This window comes from Actinorectispora metalli, assembly GCF_056323685.1.
In genome coordinates this window covers 1,483,515-1,507,185 of the sequence record NZ_JBREYE010000001.1, presented here as the reverse complement: position 1 = coordinate 1,507,185, position 23,671 = coordinate 1,483,515, and the positions used below count along the sequence as shown (strand labels likewise).

Below are 23,671 nucleotides of genomic sequence, written 5' to 3'. Positions count from 1 at the left end.
TCTACTGCTCGAACAGGAAGATCGACTTGTAGTGGTTGTCGGTCCAGCCCCATTCGCCGTACTTGTTCTTGAGCAGTCTGAAGTTGTCGGGCATGCCCGGCACCTCATACTCCTCTGAACCCGCCCATTTCCGCTGCACGGCGGGCGGATGCTCCGCGGCACCGTAGACCTTGGGCGTGCCGTCCGGGTGCGTTCTGCGAGTGGCGTTGCCCTCCAGAGCCTTCTTCATCTCCTGCTTGATGACCCTGGGCACGTCCCGCGGCGCCTTGCGCGGGCAGTTGTGCACCAACACCGGGTCCTGGTCGATTACGACGTAGTAGGTGTGCAGGTCCGCGACCGTGAGGTTGTAGACCTGCATGACCTCGGCGTGTGCCCGGGTGCCGGTGACCGCGACGCGGGTGCCGCTCACGGTCTGGAGGTGCTCGCCGGGCCGGATGTCCTGCGCGTCGACCCACTGCTTGCGGTCGGCCACCCAGAACGGGTGGTTGCCGGTGGCCTCGATGACGTCGCCGCGCTCGCCGGTGAAACCGTCACCGCCGACCGAGACCGACACCATGTGCTTGGCACCCTCACCCATGATCACCGCGGTGACGCGGCGGGCGCCGGACTCCCCGGTCTCCGGATCGGTGGCCAGCACTTGGTCGCCGACGACCACGTCCTTGATGGGTTTGCGCGACCCGTCGGCCATGAACACCTTCACCCCTGGCGCGAAGCTGTTGCCCGGGATGACCTTGCAGGAGTCCTTGGCCTCGTCGATCATCTTGCGCATGCTGGACAGCTCGTTCTTGGCCTGCGCGAGGCGGTCGAGGAACTTGCCGACCTTGCCGATGATGCGGGCGATCGCGGGCACCAGCTGAGCCGCCTTGCCGATCAGCGCGAACGGGTTGACCAGCAGCAGCGCGTTGATCGCCGTCCAGATGCAGCCCTCGATGTCGCCCTGGGTGAAGCACTTCTCCGCATCGGTGTAGCCGATGAGGTCGAGGATGATCGTCGCGCCGTTTTCCTTGAGGAAGTCCAGCAGCGACTTGCTCGCATCGCGCTGCGCGGCGACGTACTTGTCGATGCACGCCTGGTCGCCACCGCAGGCGGCCCGCAGTTCGTCGAGTTCCTGGGGGCTGAGCGCACCGCCGTAGCGCTCCTGGTCCTCGGCGCGCTGCTTGGCCATCGCGATGTCGTGCGCCTCGTCCGCGGCCCGCTGGGCCAGGGCGGCGTCCTGGCCTGCCTGGGTCGCGGAGTCACGGGCGGCCTTCGCGGACGCGGCGGCATCTGCCGCCGACGCCCTGGCCTGTGCCGCGGAGGCCTCGGCGCGGGAGGCCGACGCCGAAGCGCGCTCGGCGTCCTTCGCCGCCGCGTTGGCCGCGGCCCGTGCCGTTTTGGCCGATTCGGCCGCGCGGTTGGCGGAGGCCTGCGCCGCGTCGGCGGAGGCCTTGGCCTGACGCGCGTACTCCTTGGCCTCGGCCGCGGAGTCCTGCGCCTTCTTCGCCCACACCGCGGCCTCGTCGGCCGCCTTGCGGGCGATGGCCGCGACGCGTGCGGCCTCGGCGGCGTTCTCCCTGGCGGTGGCCGCGATCCTGGCGCCCTCGGCGACCAGCCTGCGGACCTGCGCGACGTGTGAGGCGTCCAGGGCGTCGCGCTGGGCGGCCTTGTACTGGCCGACCCGCACGAACTCCCTGGCGTAGGACGCAGGCCCGGCTAGTGCGATTCGACCGGCGGCCTGCACCTCGGCGCCGCCGGTGTTGATGATCTCGCCGATCTTCATCCGATCGTCCTGCTGGGCCGCCACGTACTGGCCGGTCCGCAGGAACTCCGCGACGTCCTCGGGTGTGCCCTCCAGCGCCTTCTGGCCCGCGCGCTGGGTGGCGGGCCCGCCATTGGCCATGATCTGGCCGACCAGCTTGCGGTCGTCGGCGACCTTGCCGTCGTAGTACTGGGTGCGCAGGAAGTCGCGCACCTCGTCGCCGTCGCCGAGGTAGGCGTTCTGCGCGGCGAGTTTCTGCTTTTCGACGGTGGTGTTCTCGCCCAGGTAGTGCACGCGCGCCCGGTCGTCCTCCTCCGCGGCGAACTCACGGCGGAAGGACAGCCAGGAGCGCATTTCCTCGATGCCGCCCGCCAGCGCGAGTTCGGCGGCCGACCGGGTCCAGGTGCCGCCGACGCCGCGCAGCCGCATCGCGGCCTGGCGACCGGCGGCGAGCACGGTGGCCTGGTCGGCGCCCGGCGCGGTGGCCTGCTCCAGGAACTTCTTGGTCTCCGCGTCGACCCGGCTCGCCTCGGCGGACTCGTAGGCGGCCCTGTTGTCCTGGTCCGCCTTGGCCTTCTCGGCCGCGGCGATGCCCTCTTCCTCGTACTGCTTGAGGCGGTTGACGTCCGCCTCGCGAGCGGTCCGCTCGATCTTGTCGGCGAGGTTGGCGGCGTCGGTAGACGCGGTCGCGGCCTCTTGGGCGGCCTTGGCGTGGGCCTCGGACTCCCTGGCCGCGGTCTCGGCGTTGCCCGCGTGCTCGGCCGCCTCGTCGGCCGCCCTGGCGGCGTTCTCGGCGTGCTGGGCGGCGCTCATGGCAGCCCGGTAGGCGTCGCCCGCGGCCTGCGCGGAGAGCCGGGCCAGCGACTCGGCGGCGCCCGCCGCCCGGTTGGCCTGCCCCGCGAACCGATGGGCGTCGGCGGCGGCCTTGCGGGCGCGGGCAGCCTCGGCACCGGCGACACCCGCCTGGTTGGCGGCGTCCTCGGCGGCGCTGGCGGCCCGGTCGGCGTTGGCGCCGGCGTTCGCAGCCGCGCGTGCGGCGTTGCCCGCTTCGGTGGCCGCGTTGCCCGCGGCGTTCGCGGCCTCGGCGGCCTTGCGCGCACCCGCGGCCACATCACGCGCCCGCTGCGCGGCTTCCCGCGCGGCCCGCGCCTGGTTGGCGTCGGTGGCGGCGGCGGCCGCCGCACTGCGGGCGTTGGACGCGGCCTGCGAGGCGGCGGATGCGGCGGAGGCCGCGCGCATCGCCGCGTTCGAGGCGACCTTGGCGGCGTTGTTGGCGGCGTTCGCGGCGCCGATGGCCTCCTGTGCGGCGCGGGCCGCCCGGTTGGCGAAGTCGGCGGCGCGACCGGCGGCGTTGGCCGCCTTCGCGGCATCACCCTTGGCCGCCGCTGCCTCCTCGGCCGCCTTCAACGCGGCCTGCTTGGCCAACTCGGCCGCGGCGACGGCGCGGGCGGAGGCTTCCTTGGCGGCCTCGGTCTCGCGGGCGGCTTCCTCACCCGCGGTCCTGGCGAGGTTGACCAGTTCGGTGATGCTCGCCTGCTCGTTGTCCCGAGCGCGGGCCACGTGTTGGCCGGTCTTGAGGAATTCCTGGACGTCCTCGTCGCCGCCGTCGAGCGCGAGCTGGGCGGCCTTGTTCACCTCGGGTCCGCCCGCGGCCATGATCTCGCCGACCAGCTTGCGCCGGTCGCGGACCTGCGGTTCGTACTGCCCGGAAGCGAGGAACTTCAGCACGTCGTCGGCGGTGCCTGCCAACGCCTGCTGCGCCGCCGTGTTGGTGGCGGAGCCGCCGGTGGCCATGATCTCGCCGACCTTGAGCCGCATGTCCAGGCGCTGCGGCTCTTTCCAGCCGTCGGCGAGGAACTTCTTCACGTCGTCCGGCGTGCCGCCGAGTGCGGTCTGCGCCGCGGTGCGGACGTGGCGGCCTGCGAAGGCGAGGATCTGCCCGGTCTTGATCCGGTCGTCGTGGACCAGCGTCGCCTGCGAGCCCTTGGTGACGAACTCGCGGACCTGTTCATCGTTGCCCAGCAACGCGATCTCGGCGGCACGGGCCGTCGCCGGACCGCCGGTCTTCAGAAGTTCGACCGCCTTGGCGCGGTCGCTGAGTGGAGTCTCGGCGTTGGTGAGTGCGACAGCATCGGTCGTCGGGGAGACGACGGAGGCAACCAACGCGACAACGGTGATCACAACAAGAGCGATTCGCCCAGCCAACGCACGCGAAAATCGCGTGCGGACGCCGACGTCCATACCTTTTCCCCCAGTCTGGAACCACAAGCGTGGTAAGCGGATTCTAAACACAGCGAAACCGCATTTCCCTAGGCCGGTTGGATGTGCATGGCTGAACCGAACGCCGTCGTCCCGGCCGTTACGCGAAGTGGCATAACACACTATGCCGATGAGCCCTTTGACCTGCGATGCAGCGCGACGTATCCTCGGCCCGCAAGTGGGGGACTGGGGAAGAAAGCGCAGAGATCATTTGTGGTTCTGTGCTTTTTTATTTACTTGAGGGAGTATCTTCACAATGCGATTTGCCACCTATCTGGCCGTGGCCGCACTGAGCGGTACGGCTGTTTTGGCGACCACCTTGACCGCTTCGGGCGTGAGCGATTCGGCCGCCGACACCCCGCCGCCGATCGTGGAGGACTACGAGCACCCCAACCAGGCGGGCGCCGCCGCCATCGGCATGACCCTGAAGAAGGGCAACGGCAAGATTCAGTGGGTGGACTGCCAGCAGGGCGCGGATCTGCTGACGGTGGAGAGCGACAGCATCAAGACGCCCAACAACATCGCCTGCTTCAAGGTCTACGGCGCGGGTGGCTACCTCCAGCTGGAGATCCCCAGCACGTACTTCATCAAGGGCGACAGCCACAAGGTCCAGGCCACCCTGACCCACAAGGTGGACGGCCAGGAAGTCAAGCGCGACTACCAGATCAAGTCCAGCCAGATCACCCCCGTCGGCGAGACGGTGCACCCCAACGAGGGCCCCGCCGCCCTGGTCGAACTGCGCTCCCTGTAACGACATGGGACACGCGCGTCGAACGGCCGCGCTGGGCGCGGCCGTTCTCATCGGAGCGCTCACGGCAATCCCCGCAGGCGCCATCAGCGGCGGCACCGAGAGCGCCGACAGGTTCATCGTGAAGGTGGAGACCGAGGGCCGCGGTTGCAGCGGCGCCCTCATCGCTCCCCAGTGGGTGCTCACCGCGGGCGCCTGCGTCGTGGACGGCAAGCCCGTCACCGCAGCCGGCCAGGTTGCCCAAGCCGTGCACCGCAACCCGCAGCGGGATGTGGTGCTGCTGAAGCTGCCCAAGTCGGTGCGGGACACCGCCCTGCTGTCGCTGGGCGCAGCCCCGGCGGTCGGCGATGTGCTGAGGTTCGGCGGCTACGGCCGCACCGCCACCGAGTGGGTGCCGTCGAAGCCGCGCACCGCCGCGTTCAAGGTCGCTACGGTCGACGCGACGACCCTGACCGCCACCGGCGAGGGCGACACGTGCAAGGGCGACGCGGGCGGCCCCGCCTTCCGCGAGGTCGCAGGCCGTGTCGAGCTGGTCGCGATCCACAGTAACTCGTGGCAGCACGGTTGCGTCGGCGTGACGGAAACCCGGCGGGGCAGCGTCGAAACCAGGGTCGACGATTTGGGCCCGTGGATCAGGCAGATCACGCATGTGGTCGGCGTTCGCCTGTCCGGCGGCCGGATCGGCGCCTTGCAGAACGGCCACGTGCTGCTGCACGACGGTGCCTGGACGACCCAGTGGGCGGGCGACGCGGTGAAGTTCGAGGTCGACGGCACCCGAATCGGCGCCCTGACCTCAGGCGGGGTGCTGTGGGTCAAGGACGACGGCGCGTCGGACAACGGCTGGAAGCAGCAGGCCACCGGTGTTGCGGACTTCCGCCTGTCCGGAACCCGTGTGGCGGTGCTCCAGTCGGGCCGAATCCTGTTGAAGGAAGGTGCCCTGGGCGGAACCCACTGGACCACCCAGTGGAACGGCCCCGCCGCACGCTTGGAGATCAACGGTGCTCGCATCGGCGCGTTGGGTGCCGATGGTGTGCTGTACGTGAAGGACGATGGTGCGGCGAATAAGGCCTGGCTCCACCAGGCGAACGGAGTGTCGGACTTCCGTTTGGCCGGCAGTCGTTTGGCTGTGTTGCAGTCCGGTCGGGTCCTGATGAAGGAAGGCGATCTCGCCGGAACTCACTGGACGAACCAGTGGGACAGCGGAGCGGTGGCTCTGGACATCAGCGGAGGCCGAGTCGGCGCCCTGACGTCCGGCGGGGTGCTGTACGTGAAGGACGATGGTGCGGCGAACAACGGCTGGTTCGAACAGGGCTCGGGTGTGACGGAATTTCGGCTCACCGCCTCTCGCGTGGGCGCCCTGCGAGACGGTCGTCTCTCTGTGAAAGACGGGGCGCTGACCCAACCCTGGACGGAACTGGATCAGTAGAAGTCCTGAGCGGGGCTGGTGCACTTTCTGCACCGGCCCCGCCTCGCTAGCACAAACTCCCGACAACCGACGACGAAACCCCAAGCCGCTCGGCGTGTTATCCACAAGAGCCCCGGTTATCCCCAATCTGATTTTTTGATCTTGTCCAAACGGGTGAGGCCGATAGGATGGACCCGGGGTCGCCCCCCTGGGAGGGCGGGGGTATGTCTAGGGGTGGTGGTGGTCGGAGCGCAGATTTCGCGCGATGGCAGTCATGAGTGCGGTGGACTGCTTCGGGCTGAGTGCTTGCTCCGCGAGTTCATCGATAGCTCGACGGTAGTGGTTGATGTTTCGGGGCGCGCTCAAGAAGATGCCGACAGCGCGATCTTCGATGTATACGATCGAGCGTTGGCGCGCGAACTCCAAGAGGGTGAATGCCGACAGGAGTGATTGTGGCGCTTCAATCTCCGTGGGTATCACCTGGATCCGCATCGTTGGACTCGAGGCGAGCTTGATCAGGTGTTGCACTTGGTCGGCCATCGCTTGATGTCCGCAGATGGCGGTTCGGAGTACGCATTCCCTGAGGATGATGTGCACCTCCGGCGGAGTCCGTCGGCGGAGGAGCGCCCACCGTGTTCTCCGAACAGCAAGATGCATCTCGATATCTTCAACCGTTCGAGTGGAAGATAGTGCAGTGAGGATAGCCCGAGCATAGCTTTCGGTCTGCGCGATTCCCGGTATCAGCAGCGGCTGCACGTGAACCGTTCTTGCAGCTTTGGCTTCGAAGTTCGCATAGCTGCGTGTCTGGGATGAGATGGGTCCATCGTCAAGGAAGACCGTCTCCGGATCCACCCGCACCATCGCGATCAAGCGTTGGCGAGTGCTGCTGGAGACTCCGATCGCAGTTGCAATGGCTGCAACTTCCTCGGTTGTCGGTGGCCGAATGCCGTTCTCCAACCGGCTGATGGTTGATGGATGCACGTCCAGGCGCTCTGCGACGTCGTCGAGGGTGAGTCCGGCGGCTTTGCGCTCATGCTCCAGTTCCAGGCCTATCCGACGTTCGCTCACGTTGGACCGTGTCTTTGCCATGAGTTCTCCTTGCAACCTGTGCAAGAAATGCACCTTGCAATCAATGCAACTTCCGCAATTTTCATCGGAATGAAAGAGCCATAGCTTGATGGGCAACAGCCAAGTCAGTGGAGGTGTGCGATGGATGTCGCGGCGGCGGTGCAGGACATGGAGATACGCACCCACCAGACCATGTTGCTGGTGGCGATCCAGGAAGGGACCGACCACGAGGTTGCCCGGCTGGCTCGCTCAGAGTTCCATCGCGCCGTCGCCGCTGTCCGTGCGCTGCTGCGCATCCACCCGATCGACCCGAGTGGGGGTTGCGGGGTGTGCAACGCCATCACCTGTCGGCTTCGGTCCGAGATCAGCGCCGCGCTGCTTCCCGTCCGCTCCGCCCGCGTCGACGCCGGGGGAATGCACCCGAGGTATTAGGCAGCACCGCGCCCCCAAAACAAAGACCGTGAGTGGTGAGACGAATTCACACTCGTCTTACCGCTCACGGTCTCTGTTCAGGCGTTGCCGTCGAACAGGCTGGTGACCGAGCCGTCCTCGAAGACCTCGCGGACCGCGCGGGCCAGCAAGGGAGCGATCGACAGCACCGTCATCTGGGGGAAGCGCTTGTCGTTCGGGATCGGCAGGGTGTTGGTGAGGATGACCTCGCGGGCGCCGCAGTTCGCCAGGCGCTCGGCGGCGGGGTTGGAGAGCACGCCGTGGGTGGCGGCGACGATCACGTCGGCCGCGCCTTCGCCCAATAGCTGCTCGACGGCTTTGGCGATGGTGCCGCCGGTGTCGATCATGTCGTCGATGACGATGCACACCCGGCCGCGGACCTCGCCGACCACGCGGTTGGCGACCGCCTCATTGGGCTTGAGGGGGTCGCGGGTCTTGTGGATGAACGCCACCGGGGTGCCGCCCAGCAGGTCGGCCCACTTCTCGGCCAGCTTCACGCGGCCCGCGTCGGGGGAGACCACGGTGATGTCGGAGCCCGAGTAGTTGTTGCGCACGTAGTCAGCCAGCAGCGGCATGGCCCACAGGTGGTCCACCGGGCCGTCGAAGAAGCCCTGGATCTGGGAGGTGTGCAGGTCCACCGTCATGATCCGGTCCGCGCCCGCCACCTTGAACATGTCGGCGATCAGGCGCGCCGAGATCGGCTCGCGGCCGCGGTGCTTCTTGTCCTGGCGGGCATAGGGATAGAACGGCATGATCACGGTGATGCGCTTCGCGGACGCCCGCTTCAGGGCGTCCACCATGATCAACTGCTCCATCACCCAGTCGTTGATGGGCGCGCAGTGGCTCTGGATGACGAACGCGTCGGTGCCGCGCACCGACTCCTCGAAGCGGACGAAGATCTCGCTGTTCGCGTAGCTGTAGGCCTGCTGCGGGGCGATCGATACGTCGAGGTGCTTGGCGACCTCTTCGGCTAGTTCGGGATGGCTGCGCCCCGCGAAGAGCATCAGGCTCTTCTTGGGGGTCGTCGATGACACCGCGCTCACCGTGGTCGTTCCTCCTGCGTTGGCCTGCTGTTCGCCTCATCATCACCCGAGGCCTCCAGTGCCCGCGCAGCGGCCTCCGCAGAAGGAGTACCAGAACGCCTGGTCAGAACCCATCCTTCGAGGTTTCGTTGTGGGCCACCCGACACCGCGAGTGCACCCGGGGGGACGTTTCGGCGTACTACGGTCCCCGCCGCGGTATACGCTCCGTCACCGACCTCTACCGGAGCGACGAACATGTTGTCCGATCCGGTCTTGCAGAACGATCCGATAACGGTGTGGTGTTTCTTGACGCCGTCGTAGTTCACGAACACGCTCGACGCCCCGATGTTGGACTGCTCGCCGATCGTGGCGTCGCCGACATAGGTCAGGTGTGGGACCTTGCTGCCCTCGCCGATCGTGGCGTTCTTGGTCTCCACGAAGGTGCCGATCTTGCCCTTCGCGGCCAGCCGCGAGCCGGGGCGCAGGTAGGCGAACGGGCCGACGGAGGCGTTCTCGCCGATCTCCGACTCCGAGGCCTGGGTCCTGACGACCTTGGCGCCCGCGCCGACCTCGCAGTCGGTCAGCGTGGTGTCGGGGCCGACCACCGCGCCCGCCCCGATGCTGGTGCGGCCGCGAAGCTGCACGCCGGGCTCGATGGTCACGTCCTGGGCCAGCGTCACATCGGCGTCGAGCCACACCGACGCCGGGTCGACGACCGTCACGCCCGCGCGCATCCAGTGCTCCAGCAGGCGGCGGTTGAGCTCGGCGCCCAGCCTGGAAAGCTGCACACGGTCGTTCACGCCCTCGACCAGCCAGCGGTCCTCGCAGGTCAGCGCGCCGACGCGGCGGCCGTCGCCGCGGGCGATGGACAGCACGTCGGTCAGGTACAGCTCGCCTTGGGAGTTGTCGGTGCCCAACCTGCTCAGCGCGTCCCGCAGCACCGCGGCGTCGAAGGCGTACACACCGGAGTTGATCTCCGTTATCCGGCGCTGCTCCTCGGTGGCATCCCGCTGCTCCACGATCGCCAGCACGCTGCCGTCGGCATCGCGCAGGATGCGGCCGTAGCCGGTGGGGTTGTCCACCTCGGCGGTCAGCACCGTCACGGCGTTGCCGTCGGCGGAGTGGCGGCCCAGCAGGTTCTCCAAGGTCGCGGAGTCCAGCAGCGGCACGTCGCCGTAGGTCACCACCACGGTCCCGGTGAGTTCGGCGGGAAGCTCCGCGAGGCCGCAGGCCACCGCGTGACCGGTGCCCTTCTGCTCCTCCTGCACGGCGATCAGCACATCGCTGCCCGCCAGGTGCTCGCGCACGGTCTCGCGGGCGTGGCCGATCACCACGACAAGCTGGTCCGGCTTGATGCCCGCGGCGGCGCGCACCGCGTGCTCCACCAGCGAACGGCCCGCCAGCCGGTGCAGCACCTTGGGGGTCGCCGACCGCATCCGGGTGCCTTCGCCCGCCGCCAGCACGACACAGGAAACTCCGGTCACGATTCTCCCTTGATTCATCTCGGACCCGCCGGTGCGACCGCAAACGTAGCCGCTGTGGGCAGGCCCACTGCCGCCCGGGGCAAGCCCCATTGGGGTCATAGCCGCCAGAAGCTCTATCTAACGCCGTCAGAGCGGGCTTCGGGTGGCGCGAGCGCCGGGTCGGCGGCGACGACGCGGTTGCCGCCCTGGCGTTTGGCCAGGTACATGGCGGCGTCGGCTTGGGCCAGCAGGGCTTCGGGGGCCTGGTAGTCGATCACGGCGACCACGCCGACCGAGAGGGTCACGTTGCGGGCGCGTTCCGGCGGCAACGCGGCCACCGCTTCGATGGCGCGCTGCAACGCGTTCTTGGCGGCGTGCAGGGTGGCTTTGGGCAGCAGCACCACGAACTCGTCGCCGCCGTAGCGGGCCACCAGGTCCTCGGTGCGCAGCGCGTCCCGCAGGGTGGTGGCCACCACGCGCAGGACGGCGTCGCCCTCGGCGTGGGAGTAGCGGTCGTTGACGGCCTTGAAGCCGTCCATGTCCACCATCGCCACCGCGTGCGGGGCGTTCAGGGGTGCCGTCAAGAGCGCTCGGAGGCGGTCGTCGAGGTCGCGGCGGTTGGGTAGGCCGGTCAGCGGGTCCTGCAAGGCCTGCCTGGCCACGGCGCCGTGTTCCTTGGTGAGGCGCTCGTGGTCCAGCCTGGTGTGCAGGGTGGCCTTGCGCGCCTCGCGCAGCGACCACAGCTCCGCCTCCAACTCGGCGGCGTAGCCCACCCACGCGCCCTCGGGCTGGAAACGGGGGTCGCTGGCGCTGAGCCTGGCCAGTTCGCGGACCAGCGACAGCCGCAGCGCGGGTTCGGAGTTGTCGTCGTGCTGCTTCTTGCGGGTCGCGGTGAGGATGTCGACGGCCTCGGCGAACCGCTCCCCGGACTCCAGGCTGCGCGCCAGCGCGATGCCGGTCAGGATCTCCTCGCCGGGGAACACCACGCTGCCCAACAGCCTGGTCAGCCGATGCACGTGATGCTCGCCGGGGTCGGCCATGCCCAGCGCGGCGGCCAGGATCGGCATCTGCTCATACGCGGGCAACGCGGCGTTGCGGGGGAACAGCGACTGCCGCCACGGCCCCTCCACCTCGCCCGCCAGCGCGGCGGCTGTCTCGTACTTCTCGGTGGCCTCCTCGTACCGGCCGACACGTTCCAGTCGCAGCCCCCAGCCAAGGCACAGCCAGGAGCGGTTGAGCAGGTGGATGGTGATCTCGTGCTGGGTGCCGCAGGACTTGATGATCTCGTCGGCCGCGGCGATCAGCTCGTCGGCGTGCTCGTGGATGCCCATCTGCACCAGCGCCATCGAGATGTCCATCATCACGCCGGTCAGCAGGCGTCGCGGGTCGAACCAGTCCTCGACGGCGGCATGCGAGCCCACCGGGTCCGGCAGGTCGCGCAACACAGTCTGGATGTGCACAAGCTCGGGCTCGAGGGTGGCCAGGCCGATGGCCGCGTTGGTGAGTGCGGCGTCCTCGTGGCCCAGCGCGATGGACTGCCTGGCGCGCGAGGAGTAGGCGGCGGCCTCGAACATGACCAGGCCGTGGCGGCGGGCGTGGGCGAGCAACTCGTCCAGCAGGGGACCGGCGCGGTGCTCGAAGCTGGGCACGAAGATCTTGGTCATCGCGCTGGAGCGCAGCATCCACGCGACCAGTTGCGGTTCACCCCGGCGCCGGGCCTCGTCCAGCAGCTCATCGGCGCGTCGGCTGGCCGCCTGCTGGGTGTCCGGCTCCGGGTGCTGCGAGGCCGCGACCGCCGCCCGGCCGAGTTCGGCCAGCTTGGAGTCGGGCAACTCGCCGAGCGCAGGCTGCAGGTCGCCCATCGGGTCGGAGCGTTCCTCCCGTCCCAGCAGTGGCTCGCACCCCCTTGGTCGCCCAAGCCGAGCACCTCGTCATGCCCGCATGCTCGTGAATCCGACGATAAAGCACAGATGGGCTCCCTGCCCGGATGATCGAGACCACCGGGCCACCGTGCTACCGGTCGCTCCGCCGCCAGGATTCGAACCTGGTCCATTGGAACCAAAATCCAAGGTGCTGCCTGTTACACCACGGCGGATTAACTGTTACGAAACGCTCCCAGTCCTCGCTCGTACCAGGTCGCTCCGCAGGTGAGCGTAACCAGTCAGTTGTGGAAACAACCACCGGCCCCAGCCCCGTGACAACGGTAGCGGGACGCGCCATCAGCGGCCAGCATTTTGATCTTTTTGACAGTACTCGGCGGTTCCGCCCGCGTGACGGACGTGGCGGCTGGGTAAGCCAAGAAGTGACCGGACGCCGAACTTCTTATGTGGATAGTCAGTGGCAAGGCCGCCAACACGCCCGGTGGGCGTCAACACGCCGTGAATTCGCTTACTAGGACTGGCCAAGGCGTGGAACCTAACCTACGTTGGCGTAAGTTACGGTTCCGTAGCCTAGGTACATGTGGCCTTGCCTGCCGCAACTCCCCCGTCGAGGTGCCAATCTATGACAGTCACGACCGAGGTAGCCGCGTCAGCGCGGCAGGCCGAAACAGAGAACTCGGGGCCCAAGCCACTGCTCGCGCCGCCGCGCCCCAACAGCCAGCACATCCTGGTGTACGTCTTCATCCTCGTCCCGTTCGTCGCACTGCTGGCCGCGGTGCCGTTCGCGTGGGGCTGGGGTCTGACCTGGACCGACATCATCATCGCCACCGTCTTCTACTACGTCAGCGGCATGGGCGTCACGGTGGGCTACCACCGTTACTTCACCCACGGCTCCTTCAAGGCCAAGCGCTGGCTGCGGGTGGCGCTGGCCATCGCGGGCAGCATGTCCGTGCAGGGTCCGGTGCTGCACTGGGTGTCCGACCACCGCCGTCACCACGCGTTCTCCGACAAGGAGGGCGACCCGCACTCGCCGTGGCTGTTCGGCACCAGCCCCGGCGCGGTGGCCAAGGGCTTCTGGCACGCCCACATGGGCTGGATGTTCAACCGCGACCGCACCAACGAGGAGCGGTTCGTCCCCGACCTGCTCGCCGACAAGGACATCGTCAAGGTCAACTCGCAGTTCGGTCTCTGGACCGCAGTGACCCTGCTGGCGCCCGCGGTGCTCGGCGGTCTGATCACCTGGTCCTGGTGGGGCGCGCTGACCGCGTTCTTCTGGGCGGGCCTGGTGCGCATCTCGTTCCTGCACCACGTCACCTGGTCGGTGAACTCGGTCTGCCACATGATCGGCGACCGGCCCTTCGCCAGCCGCGACAAGGCGGCCAACTTCTGGCCGCTGGCGATCCTGTCCTTCGGCGAGTCCTGGCACAACCTGCACCACGCCGACCCGACCTGCGCGCGGCACGGCGTGCTGCGCTGGCAGCTTGACTCCTCGGCCAGGGTGATCTGGTTCTTCGAGAAGATGGGCTGGGTGTGGAATGTCCGCTGGCCCACGCCCCAGCGGCTCGCGAAGATCACCGCGAAGTAACTGCTTGTGACGGCGCCGGGCCGATTCTGTCGGCCCGGCGCTCTAAGGTGCGTGAATGGTGGGGAGACGCCGCAGCCGTCGCGCGGGGGAGGACGGGGGCGCTCCTGTGACGCGCGTGCGCATGACCGGCAAGGAACGACGCCAGCAGTTGCTGGACGTGGCGCGGGCACTGTTCGCGGAGAAGGGCTTCGAGGCGACCTCCATCGAGGAGATCGCGCACCGGGCCGCGGTGAGCAAGCCCATCGTCTACGAGCACTTCGGCGGAAAAGAAGGCATCTACGCAGTCGTCGTCGACCGCGAGATGCAGATGCTGCTCGACAAAATCGTGACCGCACTGGCCGACGGCACTCGGGAGCGTTCGGTGGGGCATCCTCGTGAGCTGCTGGAAATGGCGGCCGTCGCGTTGCTGGACTACATCGAGGGCTCGACGGACGGCTTCCGCATCCTGGTCCGCGACTCGCCGGTGGCCAGCGCGACCGGCACCTTCTCCAGCCTGCTCAACGACATCGCCAGCCAGGTCGAGCACATCCTGGGCGTGCAATTCAGCGCCCGCGGCTACGAGCCGAAACTGGCCGCGCTGTACAGCCAGGCCCTGGTCGGCATGGTCGCGTTGACCGGCCAGTGGTGGCTGGAGGTGCGCAAACCCCGCAAGGAAGAGGTCGCCGCCCACCTGGTGAACCTCGCCTGGAACGGCCTGTCGCACCTTGAGCACAAGCCACGCCTGCGGCACCAGAGCTGAGTTCACCCGAAGTCGTGGTCTTGCGGCCCAGCAGGTTTAGGCCGTTTGTCGTAATGTGATCAAGCGGTGATCACTGCGACGAGGGGATCTTCCAGGTGTTCAGGTGTGGGTCGTTGCTGCTCGGGGTGGCGGTGTCGGCGGCGCTGCTCTCGCCGGTCGCGGTAGCCGAAGAGGCGTCGTTCGACGGGCAGAGGCTGGGTTGGAGCGAGGCGAACTGCTCGGAGAACGCCAAGAATCTCAAGAAGCTGCTCACCACGGCGGGGCAGGCCGTGCCCGCCTTCGAATGCGCCAAGGTGCTGGCACCCAAGGATCACGAGAACCTCGGGTCCGGCCCGATCACCTTGCTGGTCACGCGCGTCTCCAGTGGGACAACGAAGAACCGCAAGGTGCTGTTCACCAACCCCGGTGGGCCCGGTGCGGCCGCCGACCTGCTCACGATCTCGATGGCCCAGGCCAAGCGGGCCGCGCTGCCCGAACACGACTTCATCGGCATCGATCCGCGCGGCACCGGCGGCTCCACCTCGATGGACTGCGGCGAGCCGGAGTACCCCTACGACGCGCGGGACCTCTCGCCCGCGTCGATCAGCCACCAGCAGAAGCTGGTCCGCACCTTCGTGGACAACTGCGTGGCCAAATACAGCGGCCTGCTGCCCTACATCACCACCGAGCAGACCGTGCGCGACTTCGACCTGGTTCGGCGCCTGCTCGACCAGGACAAGATCGACTACCTTGGCTACTCCGGCGGTACCTGGATCGGCGCGCATTACGCCCGGTACTTCCCGCTGCGCGCCCGTCACCTGGTGTTGGACAGCAATACCGCGTTCGCCTCCCGGTGGCAGGACAACTTCATGCTCCAGCCGATGGGCTTCCAGCGGCGTTTCGAGGAGCAGTTCCTCGCCTGGCTGGGCCGCCACCACGACAAGTGGGGCTTCGGCCACTCACGCGATCTGGCGAAGCAGAACTACGAGAAGGTGCGCCTGGCGGTCAAGGGCGGGCTATTGCCCGCGCTGACGCCCACCAGGCTGGACCGCTATGTCCTTGAGCAGCTGTACTCCAAGAGCAAGTTCCCCGAACTGGCCACGCCGCTGGCGGGGGCGTTGAAGATCGTGGACAAGGTTCCGGGTGCGCCGAAGCCGGAGGAAGTGGTGGCCCAGTTCAAGGCGCTGGACCGGATCACGGAGTTGTTCCCGACGCCGGGTGCGTCCGCCGTGTTCACCGCGATCACCTGCAATGACACCATGTGGAGCCGTGACCCGGCGTACTGGGTGCGGCGGGGCTCCGAACTCACCAACCGGTATCCGCTGGCCGGCGCGGGCTACGTCGCGCAGCCCTGTGCGTACTGGCCTTACCAGGCGCGGCTTGACCGCCCAGGACGTGGGCCGCTGCCTGCGATGCTGATGATCCAGTCCGAACTGGACCCGGCCACGCCATGGGAGCTCGCCGCGAGCGCGCACCGCAGGGTGCCGTCCACGGTGCTCTTCGGCGTGAGCGACGAGGGCGACCACGGCATCTACAACTCCGGCAACCAGTGCGTCGATGACGTGGCGGAAAAGTTCATCCTGACCGGAAAGCTGCCCGCACCGGGCTCGGGCTGCGCCGGGCTGCCGCTGCCGGACGAGACCCAGCTTTATCCCATCGGCGGCGGCCGCGGGGTCGGAGCCCAGGTAGAGCGCCCGCTGTCCGAGGTGGACACACTGCTGCGGCGGATCAATACGCCTCGTTTCCGTTTCTGAACGGATTCGGTCTAACAACGTCATAACGGGCTGCTGAGGTTCTTCCTTTATCTGTCTAGGGTGCGCCTATCCACAGGTAAAGGGGACCTCAGCATGACCGTTTCCACGCCATTGCGATCAGCGTTAGCGCTGGTCACAGGCCTGGTGCTGGGCACGTCGCTGCTCAGCGCGACGGCCGTCGCCGCGCCAGGCGACACCAGGCCACCCGCCCCCGGCAGCGAGTACACCTCTCAGCAGCTGTCCTGGAGCAAGGACAACTGCTCGCCGAACGCGAAGAAGTTCGACGATCTGCTCAACCAGATCGGCCGTCCGCTGCCCGCGTTCGAATGCGCCAAGGTCAAGGCGCCGAAGGACTACCACAACCCGCGGCGCGGCTCGATCACGCTGAACGTGACGCGGGTGCCGGGCAAGAAGGCCGACGCGCGGGCGCTGTTCACCAACCCCGGCGGTCCCGGCGCCGCGGCGGACCTGATCTCGCTGAGCCTCGGCCTGAACAAGAACGCGATGCTGAATACCCACACCATCGTGGGTGTCGACCCGCGGGGCGCGGGCCAGTCCACCCCGATCGACTGCGGCGACTTCGTGATCCCCGAGGACGCCCGCGACCTCTCCCGCGAGTCGATCAGCACCCAGCAGAAGCTACAGAAGACCTTCGTCGGCGACTGCGTCGCCAAGCACGGCGACTGGCTGCGCTACCTCACCACCGAGCAAACCGTGCGGGACTTCGACCTGGTCCGCGGCCTGCTGAAGTACGAAACGATCGACTACATCGGCTACTCCGGCGGCACCTGGGTCGGCTCGCACTACTCGACGTACTTCCCCGGCCGCACCGGCCGGTTCATCCTGGACAGCAACGTCGACTTCACCCGTAGCTGGCAGCAGACGTTCACCGTGCAGCCGCTGGGCTTCCAGCGCCGCTTCGAGGACCAGTTCCTGGCTTGGCTCGGCCGCGACCCGGCGCAGTGGGGCTTCGGTACAAACGAGGACGAGGCCAAGGCCAACTACGAGAAGGTGCGCGCCGCGTTCGCCAAGGGCGCGTTCGCCCCGGTCTCGCCGTCCAAGCTGGACTACCAGATCATCGGCAGCCTGTACTCCAAGGACTCCTTCCCCGGCATCGCCAAGCCGCTGTCGGATGCGTTGAAGGTCGTCGACAACGCTCCCGGCGCGCCGACCGCCAAGGACGTCGTCGCGCAGCTTGAGGAACTCGACGCCGCGGGCGACATGTTCCCCGAGCCCGCGCTCGCCGGGGTCTTCACCGCGATCACCTGCAACGACACCCGTTGGATCCGCAGTGAGCGGTACTGGGAGCACGCGGGCGCCGAGATCACCCGCAAGTACCCGCTCTCCGGTGCGGGCTACGTCGCGCAGGCCTGCGTGTACTGGCCGTACCAGGCGTCCCCGCCGCTGCGCCAGCCGCGCGGTGACCTGAAGAAGATGCTGCTCGTGCAGTCCGAACTCGACCCCGCCACCCCGTGGGAGCTCGGTGTCGCGGCGCACCGCCGCACCCCGAACACGGTGTTCCTGGGTGTTGACGACGAGGGCGACCACGGCATCTGGGGCCTCGGCGGCAACACCTGCGTCGACGCCATCGGCGACAAGTGGCTCACCGCGGGCGAACTGGCGGCCAAGGACGTCACCTGCGACGGCTTGCCGCTGCCCGGCGAGGACAAGCTCTACCCCGTCACCCCGGACCGCGACAACGCAGGCCCCCGCAAGGACGCCCGCGGTCAGTCCGGCGAGGTCGAGCTCAAGATCGGCAACAAGCGTATGACGCTGGAAGAGCTGCTCAGCAAGCTCTATGGCTCGCACAACCGCTGATCACACCGCCTGTGGGCGCTGTGTCGGGTCACCCCGGCACAGCGCCCACTCGCGTGTTCAGACGCCTGCCCATGCCAGGCTCGGCACCTGTTCGACCAGGACGCGGCGGCGGAGGTAGCACCACCAGGTGACGGCGAGGCAGATCAGGTAGAAGGCCAGGAAGGCGAAGAGGGCGGGTTCGATCGAGCCGTACGACGTCATGGACATGGCGAAGGCGCGGGTGATGAGGAAGCCGCCGATGGCGCCGATCGCTCCGGTGAGGCCGATGACGGCGGCTGACTCGCGTTTGGCGGCCAGCAACGCGGCGGCCCTGCTCGCGGCGTCGCCCGGTTCGCGGGCTTGGGCGTCGTCGGTGGCGGCGCGGGCCTTCGCGGCGAAGATCGCGGGGATCATGCGGTAGGTGGAGCCGTTGCCGATGCCCGCCAGCACGAACAGGATCAGGAACGAGCCCAGGAACAGCGGGAAGCTGTGGAATTCGAGGCTCTCCACCACGCCCAGCACGCCGAAGCCCATGGCCAGGAAGGTCCAGAGGGTGACCTTGCCGCCGCCGAGGTGGTCGGAGAGCCAGCCGCCGACGGGGCGGGACAGCGAGCCGACCAGTGCGCCGAGGAAGGCGAAGTAGCCCGCCTTCGACTCGGGGAAGGTCTTGTTGATCAGCAGCGGCAGGGCGGCGGAGAAGCCGATGAAGGAGCCGAAGGTTCCGATGTACAGCAACGACATCACCCAGGTGTGGCGGCGGCGGATCGAGCCCGCGTAGGCCTTGAAGTCGGATTTGGCCACGGTGAGGCTGTCCATGAACGCCCAGGCGCAGGCCGCGGCGATGATGGCCAGTGGCATCCAGATCAGGGCGGCCCAGATCAGGTGGATGCCGGTCGCCGCGGCGACCACCAGCGGCACCGTGAGCTGGACGACGGCGACGCCGATGTTGCCGCCCGCCGCGTTGAGGCCCAGCGCGAGGCCCTTGCGGGATTCCGGGTAGAAGAACGAGATGTTGGCCATCGAGGAGGCGAAGTTCCCGCCGCCGAGGCCCGCGGTGCAGGCCGCGATCACGAACATCCAATACGGCGTGGTGGGATCGGACACGCACCAGGCCAGAAGTCCGGTCGGAATCAGCAGCAATAGGGCGCTGATCACCGTCCACAGCCTGCCGCCGAAAACGGGCACCGCGAACGTATACGGCAATCTCAGCACGGAACCGACGAGGTTTGGCAGGGCGACCAGCCAGAACAATTGGTCCACGGAGAAGTGGAATCCGGCTTTGGGGAGGAAAACCGTCACGACGCTCCACAGCAGCCATACCGTGAAACCGACGTGTTCGGCCAGAATCGAGAACACCAGGTTGCGATTCGCCGTTTTTCGTCCGGTATTCTTCCAGAAGGTGGGATCTTCCGGTTCCCAGTGGTCGATCCAGCCGCGACGACGGGTATTCACCTGCGTGGTCATGTCAGTGTTCATCCGCGTTCTCTCGTGGTGCGGTGCGGTCCCCTGATGAATAACCCGGGTGTCGGCGGGAATGTTATCCGGCGAACGAGTGAAAACCGCGACGCCCGAGAAAAGGTGGTGTGGTACGGGTTTCAACGACCTGCCGAGCGGTTCAGCGCTTTACGCGTTATTAATTCTGTTTAACCGGGCGTCACATGATAATTCGTACAGCGAGACCGCCCGGGACCGCACAAAGCCGGAAATCGGACGACTGTGACCCGGATCACATTGTCGTAAGTGGTGCGATCTGAAAATGTGTCGAGAAGTCTTTGACGGGGATGGATCTCTCGGCGCTTGCCAATTCCGGAACTGCCGCGCGGAGAAAATGAGGAGCCGGTTTCTGATGAGCGCGAGGCATCGCTCGACGACGGCGCACGAGAGCCAGTTCGTCCGTCTTGCACAGCACAGTCACGCCGCCACACCCGGCCGCGTGTCCCACATCGCTTCCTCCCTGCTGCGTCCGCGCACGATCCGGGCGAAGCTCTCCCGCATCCTGATCGTCTCGCTGGCCATCGTGCTCGGCCTGCTGACGGTGATGATCGTCCAGGTCGCGGGCGGCCACCGGGAGGCGATCAGGACCTCCAACGCGGTCTCGCTGGCGCTCGGCGCGCAGGAGCTGATCCACGAGGTGCAGCGGGAGCGCGGGCTCACCAACGGCCTGCTCGGCGGGCAGAGCGAGTACCGCGGCCAGATCGACCAGCAACGCGGCAGGCTGGACGCCGCGCTGACCGCGTTGCGCAGGCTGAACTCCGATCCGAGCGTGATCGGCTGGGCGGCGATCAACTCGGCCTCGCAGCGGCTGTCCGATGTGGCGCTGATCCGCGGTCAGGTCGACGCGGGCCAGGCAGACCGGGCTGCGACGTTCCGGTACTACACCGACGCGATCATCGAGCTCAGCCGCGTCGACCTCGGGTTGGACCGCTCGCCGGACCGCGAGATCCGCTCCGGTGTGCAGGCGCTGACCTCGCTGTCGGAGGCCAAGGAGGCCACCGCGAGGGAACGCGGGTTCCTCAACGGCGTCTTCGCGGCGGGCCGCTTCCGCGCCCAGGACGAGTACGTGCAGTTCACCGAGATCCGGGCCGCCAAGCAGAGCGCGTTGAGCGCGTTCACCAAGTTCGCCACCCCCGATCAGCGCACCCGGCTGGACGAGGCGCTGCGGTCGGCATCGGCCACCGAGTCCGCCACCTTCGAGACCGTCGCCGTCAACGCGCCCGCGGGACCGCTGCCCACCAGGATCGAGCCCGCCAACTGGTGGGACGCGATGACCAACGTGGTCGACGAGATGCGCGTGGTGCAGCAGCGCGTCGGCACCGACATCCGCGGGCGGGCCGCGGACCTGCAGAACAACGCGGCGCTGGAACTGGGCGGCATCCTGGTGCTGGCCGCCATCGTGATCGCGGCCGAGGTGCTGCTGGTCATCGGGGCCACCCGATCCATCCTGGGTCCGCTGGCCGCGCTGGTGCACGAGGCAGGCGATATGGCCCGGCACCGGCTGCCGATCGCCGTCGACCGGGTGCAGACCGCCGAGGACGACACACCCCCGCCGCCGGAGCCCGCGCGGGTGCCCGAGGTCGCCGCGACGGAGATCCACTCGGTGGCGCAGGCGCTCAACGGCGTGCAGAACACGGCCTACGAACTGGCCACCGAGCAGGCCGTGCTGCGCCGCAACACCAGCGAGTCGCTGGCCAACCTGGGGCGCCGCAACCAGAACCTGGTCCGCCGCCAGCTTGGCCTGATCAGCGAGTTCGAGAAGGAAGAGCTCAACGCGGGCACGCTGGCCAACCTGTTCGAGTTGGACCACCTGGCCACCCGCATGCGCCGCAACGCCGAGAGCCTGCTGGTGCTGGTCGGGGAGAACAACCCGCGGCGCTGGTCGGCCGCGTTGTCGGTCACCGACGTGGTGCGGGCGGCGCTGTCGGAGGTGGAGGACTACCGCCGGGTCGTGCTGCGCAAGATGGACGACATCCGGATCAACGGCTCGATGGCCGCCGAGTGCGCGCACATGCTGGCGGAGCTGATCGAGAACGGCCTGGCGTTCTCCCCGCCGGACCTGGAGGTGGAGATCTACGGCCGCAAGGTCGGCTCCGGGTACGTGCTCGCGGTGATCGACCACGGCGTCGGCATGCCTCCCGAGGCACTGGCCAAGGCCAACGCGCGGCTGAGCGGCGAGGAGAACTTCCTGGTCGCGCCGACCCGGTTCCTCGGGCACTACGTCGTCGGCAAGCTCGCCCAGCGGCTCGGCGCGACGGTGGAGCTGTCCGTCTCACCCGCGACGGGTGTGACCGCACGCATCACCCTGCCGCCCATGGCGATCGACTGGGCGGCTACGGAGGACCCGAAGGCGCGCCAGGAACCCCAAGCCGCCGGGTCGGCACGGCCGAGCTTCGAGGGCAATGGGGTGGGGGATGGTCGGTTCTCCACGGTGCGGCCCGCGCCGACGCGGCCCGATCCGACCTCGCAACCCGCCCTCACCTCGCAACCTGGGCTGACCTCGCAGCCTGACCGGACTTCGCAGCCCCAGTCCGCCCAGCCGAAACAGGCCGCGCAGGCGTCACGGCCAGCGCAATCCGCGCCGGGCTCGCGGACCGCTTCAGCACCGGAGCAGGCGCAGGCTCAGCAGACCGACGAGCCCGAGCGCACCCGCAACGGTCTGGTCAAGCGCACGCCGAAACGCAAGCCCGTCGAGCGGCCCGCGGCCGCGGCGCCACCGACCCCCGCCGCCGCGCCGCCCAAACCCGAAGACATCCGCGCCACGCTGTCCGCGTTCGCGGGCGGCTACCGACGAGGTGCCGACAGCAGCGACCTGCCCGAGTTGGCCCGCACCGCCCGACCCACCGAGGAGAACCCTCAATGACCGCCCAGGTGCACCAGAACGGCCACACCTTCAACTGGCTGATCGTCAACTTCGTCAAGCAGACCGACGGCGTCCGCGACGCGGTCTGCGTGTCCTCCGACGGGCTGCTCATCGCGATGTCCGAGGGACTGGACCGCACCGAGGCGGACCGGCTGGCTGCCCTGGTGTCGGGCCTGACCAGCCTGGCGCGCAGCGCCTCCCGGCACTACTCGTTCGCGGGCCTCAAGCTGATCATGATCGAGATGGAGCGGGGCTTCCTGCTGGTTTCGGCCATCGCCGACGGAAGCTGCATCGGCGTCATCGCCGACAGCAACTGCGATGTCGGCCTGATCGGCTACGAGATGGCCGTCCTCGCCGAACGGGCGGGCGGCATGCTCAACCCGCTGCTGATCGGCGAGTTGCGGAAGAACCTGCCGCGATGAACGACGACGGACCCCGAATCCCCGATCCCCGGATGATCCCGAAGGCGCAGCCGCGGTCCTGGTTCGAACCGGTGCCGGGCACCGTCCAGCCCGCACCGGAGCCCGCCGACGACTCCTTCGTGCGGCCGTTCATCGTGACCGGCGGCCGGACCCGGCCGCTGCACGACGGGCTCCGCCTGGACACCATGGTCGGCGCGGCGCCTGCGGCGCTGTCCGCCCCGCTGGCCTTCGAGCGCAGGCGGATCGTCGAGTTGTGCCAGCGGCCCCGCACGGTGGCCGAGATCGCCGCGCTGCTGGGCGTCCCGGTCGGTGTGGCCCAGGTGCTCGTCGCCGACCTGGTCGCAGGCAACATGCTGTCCTTCGCCGAACGCGCAGCGCTGCCGATCGGCGTCATCGAAAGGATCCGTGACCTTGTCCGCGCACTCTGACCAGGTCTCGGCCGGTATCCCGTCCGCGGTGAAGATCATCGTCAGCGGCGGGTTCGGCGTCGGGAAGACCACCTTCATCGGCGCGATCTCCGAGATCGAGCCGCTCGTCACCGAAGCCGCGATGACCGAGGTGTCCGTCGGCATCGACGACGCCGCCTCGCTGCCGGACAAGACGACGACCACCGTCGCCTTCGACTTCGGCCGCATCTCGCTGGACTCCGCGCTGGTGCTGTACCTGTTCGGCACGCCGGGCCAGGAGCGGTTCTCGTTCCTGTGGGACGACCTGATCGAGGGCGCCCTGGGCGGGGTGATCCTGGTCGACACTTCTCGCATCGAGGACTGTTTCCCCGCCCTGGACTACTTCGAGGAGAAGGGCGTGCCGTTCCTGATGGCGGTCAACGAGTTCGACAACGCCAACCGCTTCGACCTCGACGAGGTGCGCGAGGCTCTGGGCATCGGCAGCGACATTCCCATGGTCGGCTGCGATGCCCGCCAGCGAGCCTCGGTCAAGGGCGTGCTGGTCGCCCTGATCGAAGAGGTCCTGCTCCGCCGGATGCAGACCGCCGCCACCGGCTGA

At 68.1% G+C, this 23,671-nt stretch carries 17 protein-coding genes and 1 tRNA gene; 11 read left to right on the top strand and 7 right to left on the bottom strand.

Annotated features, from left to right (window positions below; genetic code table 11):
* Position 1: 1 nt before the first annotated feature.
* Positions 2 to 3,919: a polymorphic toxin-type HINT domain-containing protein gene (locus tag ACU6XJ_RS06850; RefSeq protein WP_476307761.1), complete on the bottom strand. Its 3,918-nt coding sequence runs from the start codon at positions 3,917 to 3,919 to the stop codon at positions 2 to 4.
* A gap of 334 nt (positions 3,920 to 4,253) precedes the next feature.
* On the opposite strand from ACU6XJ_RS06850, the gene ACU6XJ_RS06845 reads away from it, so the two are divergent.
* Positions 4,254 to 4,748, top strand: coding sequence for a hypothetical protein (locus tag ACU6XJ_RS06845; protein ID WP_476307759.1), 495 nt, complete (start codon positions 4,254 to 4,256; stop codon positions 4,746 to 4,748).
* A 4-nt stretch (positions 4,749 to 4,752) separates the two neighbouring features.
* A complete protein-coding gene (locus ACU6XJ_RS06840) occupies positions 4,753 to 6,171 on the top strand; it encodes a trypsin-like serine protease (RefSeq protein ID WP_476307757.1) in 1,419 nt (472 codons plus the stop codon).
* A gap of 207 nt (positions 6,172 to 6,378) precedes the next feature.
* On the opposite strand, the gene ACU6XJ_RS06835 is transcribed toward ACU6XJ_RS06840, so the two are convergent.
* Complete coding sequence (locus ACU6XJ_RS06835) at positions 6,379 to 7,239, bottom strand: helix-turn-helix domain-containing protein (RefSeq protein ID WP_476307756.1); 861 nt, start codon at positions 7,237 to 7,239, stop codon at positions 6,379 to 6,381.
* A 120-nt stretch (positions 7,240 to 7,359) separates the two neighbouring features.
* On the opposite strand from ACU6XJ_RS06835, the gene ACU6XJ_RS06830 reads away from it, so the two are divergent.
* Complete coding sequence (locus tag ACU6XJ_RS06830; protein WP_476307754.1) at positions 7,360 to 7,650, top strand: hypothetical protein; 291 nt, start codon at positions 7,360 to 7,362, stop codon at positions 7,648 to 7,650.
* Between the two features lie 77 nt (positions 7,651 to 7,727).
* Here the strand turns inward: ACU6XJ_RS06830 and ACU6XJ_RS06825 are convergent, their stop codons facing one another.
* The 4 genes from ACU6XJ_RS06825 to ACU6XJ_RS06810 all read right to left on the bottom strand — a co-directional run bounded on the left by ACU6XJ_RS06825 (position 7,728) and on the right by ACU6XJ_RS06810 (position 12,248).
* Positions 7,728 to 8,702: a ribose-phosphate diphosphokinase gene (locus ACU6XJ_RS06825; protein ID WP_476307752.1), complete on the bottom strand. Its 975-nt coding sequence runs from the start codon at positions 8,700 to 8,702 to the stop codon at positions 7,728 to 7,730.
* A gap of 5 nt (positions 8,703 to 8,707) precedes the next feature.
* The gene (gene glmU, locus ACU6XJ_RS06820) at positions 8,708 to 10,174 is read right to left on the bottom strand and encodes a bifunctional UDP-N-acetylglucosamine diphosphorylase/glucosamine-1-phosphate N-acetyltransferase GlmU (protein ID WP_476307750.1); all 1,467 of its coding nucleotides are present in this window, start codon (positions 10,172 to 10,174) and stop codon (positions 8,708 to 8,710) included.
* Between the two features lie 113 nt (positions 10,175 to 10,287).
* The gene (locus tag ACU6XJ_RS06815) at positions 10,288 to 12,015 is read right to left on the bottom strand and encodes a GGDEF domain-containing protein (RefSeq protein ID WP_476307748.1); all 1,728 of its coding nucleotides are present in this window, start codon (positions 12,013 to 12,015) and stop codon (positions 10,288 to 10,290) included.
* Between the two features lie 161 nt (positions 12,016 to 12,176).
* Positions 12,177 to 12,248, bottom strand: a tRNA-Gln gene (locus tag ACU6XJ_RS06810).
* Between the two features lie 407 nt (positions 12,249 to 12,655).
* Here ACU6XJ_RS06810 and ACU6XJ_RS06805 point away from each other — a divergent pair.
* The 4 genes from ACU6XJ_RS06805 (at position 12,656) to ACU6XJ_RS06790 (ending at position 17,908) form a co-directional block, all read left to right on the top strand.
* On the top strand, positions 12,656 to 13,618 hold the full coding sequence (locus tag ACU6XJ_RS06805) for an acyl-CoA desaturase (protein WP_476307746.1): 963 nt from the start codon (positions 12,656 to 12,658) through the stop codon (positions 13,616 to 13,618).
* A 121-nt stretch (positions 13,619 to 13,739) separates the two neighbouring features.
* Positions 13,740 to 14,357 carry a TetR family transcriptional regulator gene (locus ACU6XJ_RS06800; RefSeq protein ID WP_476313829.1) on the top strand — a complete coding sequence of 206 codons (618 nt, stop codon included), beginning with the start codon at positions 13,740 to 13,742 and terminating at the stop codon, positions 14,355 to 14,357.
* Positions 14,358 to 14,470: 113 nt separating this feature from the next.
* Positions 14,471 to 16,090 (top strand): alpha/beta hydrolase, encoded by a 1,620-nt coding sequence (locus ACU6XJ_RS06795; protein ID WP_476307744.1) that lies wholly within the window; start codon positions 14,471 to 14,473, stop codon positions 16,088 to 16,090.
* A 93-nt stretch (positions 16,091 to 16,183) separates the two neighbouring features.
* Positions 16,184 to 17,908: an alpha/beta fold hydrolase gene (locus ACU6XJ_RS06790; RefSeq protein ID WP_476307741.1), complete on the top strand. Its 1,725-nt coding sequence runs from the start codon at positions 16,184 to 16,186 to the stop codon at positions 17,906 to 17,908.
* Between the two features lie 57 nt (positions 17,909 to 17,965).
* Here the strand turns inward: ACU6XJ_RS06790 and ACU6XJ_RS06785 are convergent, their stop codons facing one another.
* Positions 17,966 to 19,351: a NarK family nitrate/nitrite MFS transporter gene (locus ACU6XJ_RS06785; RefSeq protein ID WP_476307738.1), complete on the bottom strand. Its 1,386-nt coding sequence runs from the start codon at positions 19,349 to 19,351 to the stop codon at positions 17,966 to 17,968.
* A gap of 382 nt (positions 19,352 to 19,733) precedes the next feature.
* On the opposite strand from ACU6XJ_RS06785, the gene ACU6XJ_RS06780 reads away from it, so the two are divergent.
* From ACU6XJ_RS06780 to ACU6XJ_RS06765, 4 genes are read left to right on the top strand one after another with little or no spacing between them, the layout of a single operon-like run.
* A complete protein-coding gene (locus tag ACU6XJ_RS06780) occupies positions 19,734 to 22,244 on the top strand; it encodes a sensor histidine kinase (protein WP_476307736.1) in 2,511 nt (836 codons plus the stop codon).
* Positions 22,241 to 22,666 carry a roadblock/LC7 domain-containing protein gene (locus ACU6XJ_RS06775; protein ID WP_476307733.1) on the top strand — a complete coding sequence of 142 codons (426 nt, stop codon included), beginning with the start codon at positions 22,241 to 22,243 and terminating at the stop codon, positions 22,664 to 22,666. The genes ACU6XJ_RS06780 and ACU6XJ_RS06775 overlap by 4 nt, the downstream gene beginning before the upstream one ends.
* A complete protein-coding gene (locus tag ACU6XJ_RS06770; protein ID WP_476307732.1) occupies positions 22,663 to 23,094 on the top strand; it encodes a DUF742 domain-containing protein in 432 nt (143 codons plus the stop codon). Before ACU6XJ_RS06775 ends, ACU6XJ_RS06770 begins: the two co-directional genes overlap by 4 nt.
* On the top strand, positions 23,072 to 23,671 hold the full coding sequence (locus ACU6XJ_RS06765) for a GTP-binding protein (RefSeq protein WP_476307731.1): 600 nt from the start codon (positions 23,072 to 23,074) through the stop codon (positions 23,669 to 23,671). Before ACU6XJ_RS06770 ends, ACU6XJ_RS06765 begins: the two co-directional genes overlap by 23 nt.